General features: G+C 34.2%; 9 protein-coding genes. All 9 read right to left on the bottom strand.

The window, feature by feature from the left end; translation table 11 throughout:
• Positions 1-38 precede the first annotated feature (38 nt).
• A complete protein-coding gene (locus tag AsAng_RS12950; RefSeq protein WP_264793218.1) occupies positions 39-383 on the bottom strand; it encodes a hypothetical protein in 345 nt (114 codons plus the stop codon).
• A 493-nt stretch (positions 384-876) separates the two neighbouring features.
• Positions 877-4,068: a CHAT domain-containing protein gene (locus AsAng_RS12945; RefSeq protein ID WP_264793217.1), complete on the bottom strand. Its 3,192-nt coding sequence runs from the start codon at positions 4,066-4,068 to the stop codon at positions 877-879.
• A 319-nt stretch (positions 4,069-4,387) separates the two neighbouring features.
• Positions 4,388-5,062, bottom strand: a complete 675-nt coding sequence (locus AsAng_RS12940) for a hypothetical protein (RefSeq protein ID WP_264793216.1) — start codon at positions 5,060-5,062, stop codon at positions 4,388-4,390.
• Positions 5,063-6,115: 1,053 nt separating this feature from the next.
• Positions 6,116-6,391, bottom strand: coding sequence for a hypothetical protein (locus tag AsAng_RS12935; RefSeq protein ID WP_264793215.1), 276 nt, complete (start codon positions 6,389-6,391; stop codon positions 6,116-6,118).
• Positions 6,392-6,772: 381 nt separating this feature from the next.
• On the bottom strand, positions 6,773-7,036 hold the full coding sequence (locus AsAng_RS12930) for a hypothetical protein (protein WP_264793214.1): 264 nt from the start codon (positions 7,034-7,036) through the stop codon (positions 6,773-6,775).
• A gap of 47 nt (positions 7,037-7,083) precedes the next feature.
• Positions 7,084-9,492 carry a hypothetical protein gene (locus tag AsAng_RS12925; RefSeq protein ID WP_264793213.1) on the bottom strand — a complete coding sequence of 803 codons (2,409 nt, stop codon included), beginning with the start codon at positions 9,490-9,492 and terminating at the stop codon, positions 7,084-7,086.
• 757 nt (positions 9,493-10,249) lie between these two features.
• The gene (locus AsAng_RS12920) at positions 10,250-10,732 is read right to left on the bottom strand and encodes a hypothetical protein (RefSeq protein ID WP_264793212.1); all 483 of its coding nucleotides are present in this window, start codon (positions 10,730-10,732) and stop codon (positions 10,250-10,252) included.
• 3 nt (positions 10,733-10,735) lie between these two features.
• Entirely contained in the window at positions 10,736-11,530 is a 795-nt protein-coding gene (locus tag AsAng_RS12915) for a (Fe-S)-binding protein (RefSeq protein WP_264793211.1), read from the bottom strand.
• A 326-nt stretch (positions 11,531-11,856) separates the two neighbouring features.
• Positions 11,857-14,022 (bottom strand): hypothetical protein, encoded by a 2,166-nt coding sequence (locus tag AsAng_RS12910; RefSeq protein ID WP_264793210.1) that lies wholly within the window; start codon positions 14,020-14,022, stop codon positions 11,857-11,859.
• Positions 14,023-14,221 lie beyond the last annotated feature (199 nt).

Below are 14,221 nucleotides of genomic sequence, written 5' to 3'. Positions count from 1 at the left end.
TTAAATAAACTTCAAAAAAGAAGCTTAATTTGATGTTTTTATGCTTCTTCGTTGTATTCCTCAACCAATACAGGCTCTGCTACAGGAGTACCTATTGTACCACCAGTGTTATTTTTCATCGTAGCAGTCATTTCATAGGTCAATCCAGCTGCATTGGAACTAAAGCCCAAGTCTTCATAGGAAAAAATTCGATCTTCACCACTAGTGCCCGAATAATTGAGGGTAACATTCTCAGGTTCAGGATCAGGTTGCCCCGAAACAGCAGGAATATAAACATCAACGGTCTTTACACTATTGGTAGTATCTTCACCTACTGTTACAGTTACTTGATAACTAGTTCCATTTTTCTTCTGCTTAGTTTTGATATTTCTTATAATTGGCATATTTGGTTTGGATTTAAAAGTTAAAAATTGTGTTAATTGTTGGTGCCCTTGGTTTATAAGTTTAATGGGCTGGTGAAAAAGATAGTTTACTTGTGTTATAAATTATGTTTTATCTGTTGTTATCTGTTGCCTTAGATTGGAGGATGACTTTATATGAATTCAAGTGAGAAATATTCAAAATAAATGCTTACGGATAAAAAATAAGCAATAGCCGAAGGTATAAAACCGTTTGATTGAAAGGCTTTGGCAAAATGAGGGTAGGAGGTAATATTGTGACTACTTAAGAGTTGAGTAACGAAAGAAAACCCTTGTTTTTGGGCATAAAAAAACTGTTTATTGCCTTTGTACTGTGGGACGAGTAGAGGCAATAATACGGCATACGGGACGTAAATGAATAGCAAATAGATGATGCTACCCTTGTTAAAAGAGATCATTAAGTGGGTTAGTTTGTATTACTAAATAGAGATTCTTAAAGGGGAAGAATCCGTTATATTTACTTTATGTCTTTTTTTCGCAATTTGATACCTAGAAAAACAGATAAGATGGCAATTAATAGTATTCCTAAGTAAATTTCCCAATCACTTTTATGATTGATTGATACACTAGAGTAATCTCCAACTTGAATAAAAGCAGCCCACATAAAAGGATGTGTATATTCTGCTGGATAGTGTTTTAAGTAAAATAATTTGGCTTGACGAATTGCTTCATCTTTTTCTATGCCTTCGCTCAAATTTTTATAAAATTGCTCGATAATTACAGCACCAGATTGGTCGTTAAGGCTCCAAAGTGTCATTAACAGGGCAGGGGCACCTGCATACATAAAACCACGACCAATACTTACAACACCTTCGCCTCGTTGGTATTTTCCAATGCCAGTTTCACAAGCACTAAGAACAACCAACCCTGCTTGTAATCCTAATTGTTTGATTTCGTAAGCATATAAAAAGTTGTCTTCTGTTTTACTCATGTCTTCTGTCATAGCCAAACCCGAAAACTCTGGATTCTTTTTGTCAACTAAGCCATGCATGGCCAAATGTAAAATTCCATGTTTGTGAGCACAATTTTTAAAAGTAGCTTCATTGGCTTGTTCTCCAATATGAAAACTACCATTATAAAGCTCTTCTAGTCTAGCCACTTCTTTTTCGGCTCCATGTAGTTCAATTAAATTTTGTCGCAATTCAACTTCACGTTTGCCTCTCCATTCTGGAGTTTTTTTGGCGGCATAAGAGGGAGCTAAAGCTAATATGTTACCATTAATAATATTTTTTTGGCTGGCTTGTTGAGCAATTAAAAGGCTACCAGAATAATTATAGCTAATCTTATAATCACGAATTAGATAGGGGAGCGTCGAAAAATCAGCTCCTTTATCTGTTCCTTGTTTGAGGGCTGTAATGGGGTGGGTTAGCAAAACCTCAAAAGGTAAATACCCCAGTAGACCATCAGGAACAATAATAAGACGTTCTGCTTGTTTGTTTACGCAATTTTTAAGCAATTTGTTATAAAAATAATGAGATTCTTTTATGAATTTATTATAAACAATACCAGGTTTGTTTTGGAATGCTTTGGAATTCATTAATGCACGTTGAAAACTGTAGATTGTAATTTGGAAATCTGCTTCTTTTTTGATGGTTTCTACATGAGCACTTTCTTTATTAATTGAAAAGGCATAGATGTTATCCTCTCCTTCAAAAAATTCAATAAAAGTGGTTTTTTCGCTTAATGCATTTTGAATGTCAGCAATGGAAGCAACAGAGGTCTCATATTTTAGTGCGTAATATTTAGGATATTGCTTTTCAAATTTATGTTTTAATAGATCCAAATGATGTTTATGATCAAAGATAACCTCTTTCATCACTTTTTCGGTTTCTAAATCTTTAGCGAGATGGGCATCAAAACGCTTTTTTTCGGCTTCTGCCAATGATTTTTGCAACGAATGCAAACGCTCTAACAAACTATCAGGCACTCCTCCAAAATTAGAAGCATTGGCTTCTTGCATGGCATCCGTCATAAGCATAGATTTGCTTCGTTCGGACAAAATAAAGGCTTCATTGATGTAATTGTCATCGCCTGTTTTTTCAGCAATCTCCAAAGCAGTTAAAATTGCTGCTTCAAATAGAGGGATTACTTTTGTGTTCAGCCAAAAACGTTTAGAATTGACATCTTTCATGCCTCGATTCATTTGTTCTAGGGTTTCTGTTGCTAGTTTGGCACTGGCATAAATAGCGCTGGCATCTACAGTTGTTGTTTCTTGCTGATAGAGTTTTTTTAAGACCACTAATTTGCGTTGTAATGTAGATAGCAGTTCTCCCTTATAAAGTATGTTGTCTAACTTGGGATTGCTTAGCCCATTGGGATCACAAAAATCAATGCTAATGGCTTCTAGAGCTTGTTGAACATATTCTAGTGCCTCCTTATTTTTATTTTGTGATGTTGCTATATCGCTTAATAAATTATAGGCATTGGAGACCAATTCACTTTTGTTTCCATAGGTTTCTAAACCCTTAGAAAGGGCTTTTAGTGTATACTCTTTTGCGTTAATGAACTTTTTTTGCTCTAATGAAATTTGAGCATAATTAATATAGGTTCTAGATATTCTATAAGGAAAAGTTTTATTTATTTGTTCTGCTTTTTGTATATAAAATTCAGCAGAATCTAAATCCCCAAAATGGCTATAGCAACGAACTAATTGATGATAATTATTAATGTAATCTGCTAAAACATCTTTATTTTCTTCTTTAGAGGAATCAAGGTAAGATAAGGATTTAAGAGATGCCTGCTTTGCTGCTTTGAAATTATTTTGCTCAGAGTATGTTGCAGCTATATTGTAAATAAGGCTTGCAGACTCAGTTTTAGGGTAATCTTTAGAACCTTCAATTAAATGTAAGGCTTTTAAATAATAACTTAAAGAATTATTATAATCCTTTAGGGAACCATATATCGTGGCTAAATTATTATATTCATAGGCTAAATCTAAAGCATGACTTAGTTTGTCCTCTTCTAATATTTTTATACTAATTAAATTACTTTTTAAAGCTTTATCATATTCCCCTAAATCACCATAAATTAAAGTTTGAACATTATAAATATTGGGTAGATCTAAATGATGAGGTTTTAATTGTTCATTTAAGATTTGTTCTGCTTGCTCCAAAAAAGTTTTAGCAGCTTGCAAATCGTCTAACATATAAAATTCAAGCGCAAGGGTAGCATTAAGATTTCCTGCTAATTTAAATCGATTCTCTTGAGTATAAATTTGAGAAGCAGTCGAATAATATTTATTCAAAGAATCAACTTCACCATAGAAGGCAAATAAATGCGCTAAAGCTCCATAGTAAATGCCCTTAAAATTGGGATGTTCTTCTTGTTTTTTGCATTGGTTGATGACAGCAATTTTATCCACAATTTCCAAATCATCTCTAAGAATAGTGATGGCTAATAATTCCTCATACAAATCAATGGCAATTGCTTCTAAACCAAGTACCTTGCATTTTTTTTGTACTTCTTTATAGATTGTGATGGCTTCTTCCCATGCACCTTCATTAACCAAGGCTTCTGCTTCTTTTTTTGAAATTTGCAAATCAACAGGAAGGGTATTATTTATTGGGGGAGCTTCTTGAAAAGCATAAATTCCACCAATTAATAATAAAAAGATGCAGAAAAAAAGACCAGTTTTTAGAATGGAACGCATAGAAGGAATGTTTGCAGTGTCTTAATGTTGTTCTAACTTGGGGAAAATACGTAAAATTGTACTAATGTTAAATTTTGGGGGCGTATTTTGATGCTTTAACAATCTAAATATTATTTTTATTAAAAGGAGGAACTAATAAAAATAAATGAATGAATCGATGAATCAAATTAAGGCAGTGGGGTAGGGGCGTTTATAAAAAAAAACAAAGGTTATAGTTGTAAAAATTATGTGTCGTTAAAAAGCTAAACTAGTATAAAAAAAGCTATCTCATTGGTTGGGAGATAGCTTTGTTTTTTCTTAAATGGAGGATTGGTGTTGTTTATGCCTCTTCCAAACCTTCGACAACAACCGTATATTCTGTTGAGCCAATAGAAGCTCCTTCTTTGTTTTTTAAATCAACAATAACTACATATACTTCATCGGCAGCAGCTGCAGGATCGTCAAAAGTGAAGGTGTTATTTTTAAATACCTTTTTGCCACCAATAACTTTAGGATTGGTTAAGGTTAGCTCTACAGGAATGGGTTCTGGTCCAGAGAAATCAGAACAAATAATGTCTACAGAATCAACATTATTTTCGCTATCGCCAACAATAACTGCTTTTAGTCTAAAATTGGTTTCGTCCAATTGACGAATGCTAACAGAACGTACTCTACTGTCTCCATCGTCTTCTACTTCTACAATGGCTTTAAGGGGCTCTCCAACTTGTTTGTTGTTGCTGTCTTTCATGGTGCTAATCATCTCGTAAGGATAATTAACCGCATCTTCACTAAAGGACAAATCGCTAAAAACAAAGCGTTTGTTGCCATTTTCTTTTACTACTTTTAGTGGCAATGTCATGTTATTGGGAGAGGGAACGGGTTGTCCTTCTACAGTGGGGATAGCTACATCTACTGTATTCACTAAATTTTCAGTGCTATCATCTCCTACTACTACCACTACTTTATAACCTATAGTTTGCTTCTTTTTAAGTTTACCACGACGAATAAATGCCATAATCGATTAGGGATTTGTATAGGTATCGGGACGGTTGGTGTGTTCTGCCATATCTGTTGCTACCTATGTGTTAAATAAATAATTGAATGTGTATTAGAATTTCAATTTACATCATTTAATGGGAGAAAAACAAAAGTATTACCGTTGGTTTTTCTTTTTTTTGGACTTTTTGTGACATGAAATGCAAAGTTAATTTGTAATTGGTTTTTGAACTAAATAGCTTGATAGTCAACTGTAATTTTAGTTTTTAGTGGCAATTATTTACGAATAAAATTGTTTTTTTTGTGTAAAATTTTAATTTGATTTTAATAAAAAAATAACGTTTTTTTTACGAAAAAAAAGGCTTCTAGCGTAAAAATGAATGCATAAATTAGTCATTTCAATATTAAATTTGGATAATTTAGGTGGGTTTGATGGCAGTTTATACATTCTAAAATTGGGCTTGATTAGGCTGTGACAAAAAATATTTTAGTGATTTTTGTATTGTTATCGTTGTCAAGATATTGGCTTTATAGATTTATTTTTCTCATTAATTTTGAGCATTCCAAAGCGCTTAAAAAGATGCCAAGTGTTCTATATTTTTCATAGCTTCCTAGAGAAGCAGATTGCCCTTTTAGGGAAGGGGGGAGAGTCTTTTCAAAAAAATTTACTTGTGGTACTTACTTATATTGATAAGGAGGCACAATATCTCGATTGTCGTCCAAATAAGTAAGTAGGTGGACAAAAATAATTAACATTAAATTGAATCTCTTTTGTCCGCTAAGCTTCCTTGAAAAGCCTCGCTTTAGCCCGCTAAAGCTACGTTTTGCAAGTCGTTAGCGAAAAAAATATACTCCAATTTTTAAACTACTAATTTTGTCCATCTACTTAGTTTTATAAAAGAAAAGCAGGATGCACCAAAGCCGTCCATTCCTTAAGTTGTTTGGCATCCGCACCCATTGAAAAACGGTTTTATATTTCACCTATAGAATAATACTAATCAATTTTTTACCCCAAGAGGTAAAATCATATTAAAAAGTAAACAAACCGATGGCTACGAGTACTCGGACGATTTTATTTAAGTTTATACGATTTCTTGTTAGGATGATTTAAATATTCTTTTATTGTTAATTCAACCTCTCGGTTTGTTGGTATATTAATAACAGTTACTTTCTTTTCTTCCAGATCTTTTTGTAAAACTAAAAGAGCAAGCTCGTTCATATCCTCTATCCCTTTTACAAGTCGATCAATTTGCCAATACCATAAAGTAAGTTTTCTAATAATTAGCATAAAAGCTAAAATTATTACTAAGTTTATAACCAAGCTTAATACAGCATAAAAAAGACTCATGTTTTAGTGTTTTATCGTGAAAAATAATTTATAGGTAATTTATTTGGGGATGCCAAAGAACTAAGAGCATCTTTAAATTTTATCTTCAAGCTGCAAATGTTTGAATTTTGCCCCTATCGGCAGCTTTTTGAGCCTTGATAGCGCTGCTATCAGCCTAAAAAAGAGCTTTGTTAGGTATTAACGATTATCACGAATAAAGTTGTATGGATAGATGTAGCCTTTTTCTCTTTATCTTCATCATCAAAAGACGCACAGCCTTTCCAAGGATGTACGTTTTTGCTTCTTTGCTAAAGAGAAAAATCAGAACATCTCTCTGCTCATAAAATCTATTCGTGATAATCGTTATTAAAATTAAATCTTATGTTCTAAAACTATTACAGTTTATCCCTTCTGTAACTGGACTTGTTTTAACTGTAATAAAAAATCGTTTAATAAATCCTGTGCTTCCATAACTTCTGGTGCCATTTCTTCTATCTCTTTATTTATAGCACTAGATTGGGAATCCAAAACATTTGCACAGAATTCTTCTAGTTCTTTATATTTTCCATACGCTACTTGATAAGCAGACTGGTCTTTGAGCCCATCATAAGCATCTAACCATTCCTTACAAGCCTTTTGTAAATTTATCAATTTTTGGTTTAGCATATATTATGAGTTGTTTAAAGGTTGGGGTAAAAATAATATATATCCTATTACTTATCTATATTTTCTACTCTAATTTTAGAAAAGAAAGGCGAACCATGAAACTCCTTTAGTTCCATCTTATCCGTTGAATAAGTGCCCTTTGCCATACCAAGTTGTCCGTTAATTGTTTCAACTTCGTATTGTTTGGTTGTTAAAAACCTCAATGCCCCTTTGTAAGTGCAAGAAAGGTATAACGTAAATTGACTGTCTCCATAAGTGAACTGTCTTTTTTCAGGCGTTGGAGCAAAGGGACTCTTAAATTGAGCAATAAAGCCTTTTCGTCCATGTCCAACCACAAAGGTTATCCCCATAAGTGTAAATTCGGCTTCAATTTTTTCAATATTACCATAATCATCGCCACAGATACTAATATTTGTATTCAACAATTTCCCACCCAAGGCACTATCCTTGCCCAATTTTTTAGAGAGTTCTCCTCCCGTAACAAGATCGCCGACATTAAGGTCAAGCATATTAAGTGCTGACTTCATTTGTTCCTGGATAACAGTCTGTTGAGAAGTATCACGAACATTTAGTTTATAGGTAATAGGCGTATAAATCACCAATGTTTCATTCGCCTCGGTTTCTTGTCTTGTTTTACCAATCGTCACATTTTCGAGTTCCACCAAATAACTGTCACTTTTGACATTAGCCAACTCCACATCTTGAGTAGGCACTGGCATATAAGCCCCCACATTTTTCAGTTCTTGCGGCAACAATCTTAGACCATTCTCCAAGTGTATTTCTAAACTTTGGGCTCTTCCATTGGTTGCCTGCAATTTAAAGATTGACAAGAGCTTTTTGCCATTCGTTTCAGGTTTGGGTAAGCTCTTGGTAATATATCGTGCATGATAAAGCGCATCTACAATATTGGTATCAATGGGCAATGCCTGCAATAAATTAGCCGCTGCATCCAAAGCCTGCTCTTGATATTCTACATGGTTTAAAATCGTTCGGGTATAAGCATCTTTGGCAAATTCATCAATACTACATCTAGACAGTCCTTTTTGCCATAATTCATCAATTTGGTCAATGCTTACTTTGGGTAGATGCTCTATTGTCGCTAGTTCATGGGCAATAGCTTCATATATCAGTTCCCCAGGATTAGAACCTATAGGATCTAAGAGTTGACTAAATAAAGGCTTCAACTCCTCAATAAAGGCTTTGGGGCGAATCATAAAAAGCCGTTTGTTTTCTCTTAAACGGTCTTTCTTTTTGCCAATACAGCCTCGCATTTTATCAATCCAAGTATCCAATTCTTTTTTGAAGGCACTGCTGTCTAATCTACTGCGACTATCGTTAAACCATGCTGCAAATCCAGAGGGATACATAAGCCCTACATAACCTTCTTTTTTCAGATACGCCTCATAGAGCGCTTCAATTTCAGAAGGGGGAAGAGAAGTTTCTAATATTTTTTTTGCAATATTTTTAGCTTGCCCAAGAGTGATCATATTTTTTTCTTGCTCTATTGCAAAAAAGACCTTGCTTTGTAGGTTTTTCCAATAATTTAAACCATAAAAAGGCATGCTAATGATTTCTTGGTTCTGTTTTAAAGATCGAATATCCAATATAGAAAGTTCTATATCACTAGTATCACCATAGGTAGCCAAGGCTTCTAATTTGGCAATTTCATCTTTTTGACTCTCTTTTAGTTCTTTACCAAAATCTTTAAGTGATTCTGCTGCTTTTTCCGTTGCTCTTAGTGTAGCTTCTTTGGCTTCTTTTGCAGCCTCTTTGGCTTCTTTTGCTGTTTCTTCATTCAACCAAAGCACAAAATCATTGGGCTGAATAATAAGCGCATCAAAATCCTGTTGTTTGATTTTACAATAAAACTCCTTTTTATTGGTTTTATATTCCGTTTTTAGATCTACGGAAAAAGCATCCAAGCCTTGAATAATAGCAGCAGCAAGGGCTTTGGGAGTTGCCTTTTCCTCTAAGCCATCTAAAGCAGAGCCTATGGGCTGCCAAATTTGTTGGCTGATAGGGAGTTTCCCAGAAATAATACTAGGTTTTAAATACCCTATTATTGTTTTTACAGACAGAAGAGTTTCTTGATCCTCTATCGTTTCAAGTTCGACTTTAAAATCTCTTATCCAAATCGTAATCTTCTCCACAAAAGCCTTTAAAGTCAAAGGCAGATCAGCTAAAACAGCTGCTTTCACCTCAGGGTTTTGGAGTATTTGTTGTAAGAATAGTTTTCCTTCTTTTAGTTCCTTTAGCTCTTGTTTGGAAAAAATGTTGGAAACTTGCAGCTGATGTTTTTTACAATGCTGGTTAAGGCGTTGGAGTTTGAGGTAAGCTTCCTTAATGGCAGTGATTTGTTCTTTGTTGTAGGACATAATATTGGAATTAATTGAAGGTTGGTTAAGGAATAAGCTAAGAAGCATTGTTCCTACCAACAGGAATAATGGTGTATTCATATCAATTTGGGATTCAAAACTCTTTGAAAGAGAATATTGGTAATATTGCTTGGGCTCTTTTTGGCGAATCAGTTATTTTTTGTAGAACTAGTCAAAGAGTTTTTTATTTTTAATAAGAGATTAGGGGGAATTTTCACTGGTTACAGAAATCCGATATATATTATTTGTAGCAGCAGATATAATGTTTGATGCTTAAACTGATTTTTAATAACCTAAACAAATATAGATTTTTTTAATTAAAAACCTCATTATCAAGGTCAATTGATCGTTTAATTAATAGCGTTTTTGCAAAAAAGAATAATAAATGATGGTATAGATTGGAATAAAAAACATAAGCTTTAAGCAAAAAAACGCATGTTGTCTGTTTATAGACTGCATACGATTTATTACTTAAAGCTTATTTAAAACACTACTCCGCTATAAAATCGTATCAACTTGATAATCAGTAAAATAGACTTTTATTGATCAAGGTGTTAAAAGACTGATTATCAAATTGATACATGAACGCAGTGAACTGGGCATGCTTATAGCCAAAGCTATAAAAGCGAAGGCACTGCTTTTTTATGTTTTTTGTTAAAAAACTATCTCATGACCGTAGGGAATAACTAAGCGCAGCGCTCATGACCACAGGGAACTAATCAGCGGAGTATTATTAAAAAGGCAGTGCTAAAAAATTAGAAACTTAGCTGTTTCAACAGATCTTTTAGTTACACCGCTATTGGCAGAGGGTAGAATAGTAGCTGAGACGTATTTGGTTTTAAACCATATTGGCATGCCAAGAGTCAGCTAAAGGAACTTCCCATTTATTTTCTAGGTCAATTTTTGTGTTGACTAAGTTGTTGAATACAATAGTTTGGTCGTTAATGATACTTGAAGCATATAAATTAGAAAAATCAATACGATCAGCAGATTCAACGGTAGACGAGTCGGTTTTATAGGCAAAGTTGAGTCGATCGAATAAGTCAACATTCATTTCGACTTCAATTTCTTTGATCATAGCAACAGAAGAATCAATAGAACAACCGCTAGGTGCTTCTTGATTCTCATCAACCATAAGAACAATAAAGCGGTTGTATTTGATGTCAGCCCAAGCTTTTACAGGCGCACCGTGACTCTGCCATTGAGCAACAAAATGTTGTAATTTTTTGCGCAATAAGTTGGCTTGTTCCTCCGAAAAAGCAGTGTTACTTTGATAAATCCAAACTCTAGATTCGTTGGGAAATTGATTATAATCGATCATTATTTATAGCTTATTGGATTGTACAATGAGTTCAGATAAATCTAAAACCATAACATCTTGTTTTTCACGTTCCTTTAGTCCATCTTGTAACATGGTGATACAAAAAGGACAATTAGCAGCTACAATATTAGCCTTAGTGTCCAAAACCTGATCGGTACGAGCCGAGTTAATGCGTCGATCTCCTTTTTCATCTTCTTTAAACATCTGAGCACCACCAGCACCACAACAGAGTCCTCTAGATTTGTTTTCCGCCATTTCAGCGAGATTGGTATCAAGTTCTTTTAGAACATTTCTAGGAGCATTATAAACCTCGTTTGCACGTCCCAAATAGCAAGAATCGTGGTAAGTAATGGTTTTTCCTTGAAAAGCACCTCCATCTACTTTGAGTTGTCCATCATCTATGAGTTGTTGTAGGTATTGAGAATGATGCATAACCTGAGCATCATACATACCAATTTTAGGATATTCGTTTTTTAGAATATTAAAACAATGGGGACAAGTAGTGACAATTCTACTAACCTCATAAGTATTGAGCACCATAATATTTTCTTGTGCTTTCATTTGAAAAGCAAACTCATTACCCGCACGGCGAGCAGGATCTCCTGTACAAGACTCTTCTTTTCCTAAAATGGCATAATTGATATTTAACTCGTTCAAAATTTTACAAAAAGCAACTGTAATTTTTTGAGCACGTTGGTCAAAGCTTCCTGCGCAACCAACCCAAAACAAAACTTCAGGTTTTTTTCCTTCTGCGTGCAAATCTGCCATAATTGGCACATTCAGTTTTTTATTATCCATGATTGTATCTAAAATTGATGATTGATTTCTACTTTACTCCGTGAAAAATAGGATTAGTTTTATGTGCTTTTGGTCATTTAAGTTTAAAAACAGATGCCCTAAGTTTGCTAGCTTGTATAATAGCGTAGCACATTAATAACAAAGCTAATCCATGGAGTGTTATTCTTATGATTTTGTGCAAAAAATAACTTAACACTAAGGGGCTGTTTTCTAAATTGAGGCTTAAAATAAGAAAAATACTTTAGTTTTCAGCTTAGGAGCATTGAGTAAGTCAATCTTTAAACTTATTCTAAATAAAGGAAACAATTAAAATGATTCAATTCTCACTAATCAACAATGCCCAGAATACGAGGGATATCCCAAATGGACATAAAAAAAGGACCGTATTTATCTTGAATAATTTGCTCTTCTTCCCGTTTCCAAAAATGTAAGTTGCTAACAGGATAGAGATAGCCAAAATCATAAGCAGTTTTTCCACCATTTTCTATTTTTCTCGCAATTAAATCGATAGGATAGCGGTAGTTTTGCTCTTGTAATGTAACCAAGTTTTGAGCTTGTAAACGTGTAGTTTGAGCATTGACCAAATGTTCTTTCCAATTAGAATCTGAAGTTTTGTTTAAAGATGCTGCTCGTTTGCCCAATAAAAAAGCTAGCGTATGTGCTTTGTGTTTGGCTCTTAAATTGGTAACAGATAATGCACAAGTTAGCTCTTTTAAGATTTTATTTTGTGTAGCAGTTAACGAATAATCTTGTGTGGAGAGCTCATTGATGCTAGCATCTCCCAAGGTTGCAAATTCTAAAAGAGGCTGAATCACATTTTTAGTAATGATTTGAATATCGTCTTGATTTGCCCTTTTTCGCATCCATTTATAACTTTTTTCTGGACGAGGATGAAACTCAATATTAAAAGGTGCGGGGAGTTCATCTGTTACGGTTTGAGCGACCATATATCGTATGAGTTGGTCCTCTTTGATGTATTTTTGTTGTAGCTTGCCAAGATTATTAAACTGATCGACAATGGATTGATCCTGAAAAAGATCTGCTAAAAATTGTGTGGCTCTAGGTTTTTGTGTTTTGTGATTAAATGTATGTTCCCAAGACCACCTTGCAATACTCCAATCGATTAACCAATAGCCCCATTCCCAACCAGAACTAAAGGTTAGATGCCCTTTTACATTCAATGAGTCCATTAACAAAATATCGTCTAAACGTGTTTGTAGATAGGGCATTAAGAGCATGGGAACGGAATGATCAAACGTTATCCAGTAAGAAGATTCTGGAAAATACCAGGTTTCTCTGACCTCCTTTTCCTTTTTTAATAAATCTAACAAATGCAGTAGATTTTCATTTTTATATACAGGAGCCTTCTTGTCTGTTAAGCCATAAAACATAACGGTATGGATATAAACAGCACGGTTGGCATCTAAGTGTTGTTGTGCTTGTGTTAGGCTGTCAGCAGAAGCAACCTTATTGAGTAAATTTTCATTTTTTACAACATGCTGACGACCTGCTAGATGAGCGTGGTATTTATTAACAATTAGATCCGTGATATATAATTGCAATGCTTGCGTTTTGGATTCATTCCCTTTGGTAAACTCTGTTTGGGAGGTTTCCATGGCAATAATGTCCCAATCTGCCTGAAAGAGGATTGCTAAGTTTTGTGCGATTTGTTTTTTAGCACTTTTGAGCGAAGCAGGGAAGCTTTGATAAAGCATAAATGCTTTCTGTTGGGTCATGTGGAGAGAAACATCTAACCCTATTAAGATACCACGGGCGTGTGCATAATCAACCGCAGGCTTTATGTAATCTATCCAACGATTTAGGTCTTCAGACTCTAAGAGATTGAATTCGAAATAATTTTGTTGATTACGAACCAGCCAGTCTATATATTCTTTAATTTGTGCAATGCCATTAGGGCAATCTGGGTTGAGCAATGGTTCTGTTAATTCTAAAGGGTGCATGGTGTGTAGGTGGAATCCCTTTTTCTCAAAACGAGGGGTCGCTTTCCAAGTAAAATCTTCTGTTAGGGGCCAAAATTCTAAATTGGGAATAATGCTCTCTTTAGGGTGATAGAATGCAAACCAAAGTTGCTCTTGAAGAAGCCCATAAAGCCCAAAGCTAATGCCTATAAAATTAGCGGTATTGAGTTGCAGGTGAATTTGTTGGTTGACTCTCTGCGAGGTCCATTCATAATGATGAATTGGATAATCGATATAAGGATAAGATGCGTTGTTCCCCAAAGTAGAAGAAAGCATCAAATTATTGGTGTCTATATTGGGTAGGAATAATAGAATTTCTTGAGAACGGTCGTTGATTTTTACTTCACATTGGCATGCTTTTTTTAACAAAACTAAACAATCGTCAACAGACTTCTGTACCAACTCATTTTCTAATAAGGTTCGACTTGCTAAAATAGAAATTCCATTAATACCATACAAATTAGATACTAAAAAGATAGAAATTAAGTATATTAAGAATAATTGTTTTTTCATAAAATAAAAATCCGTAGTAGGGTGTTAATTTAATGTACTTTTTGTAATCATAATACTCCGTAGATGTTTTGCTTTTCTGTTAACAATTTCATGAGCAAAGCAAAGTGGAAAAGATAAAAAAGTATCTTTTATTAGGTTAAATAACTATGCAGGATTGATTATGCGTAGTTACTTAATTATTGAATGAGTTAACTTAGTG

This window comes from Aureispira anguillae (genome assembly GCF_026000115.1).
GTDB lineage: Bacteria > Bacteroidota > Bacteroidia > Chitinophagales > Saprospiraceae > Aureispira > Aureispira anguillae.
This window is presented reverse-complemented; position numbering and strand designations above follow the sequence as displayed.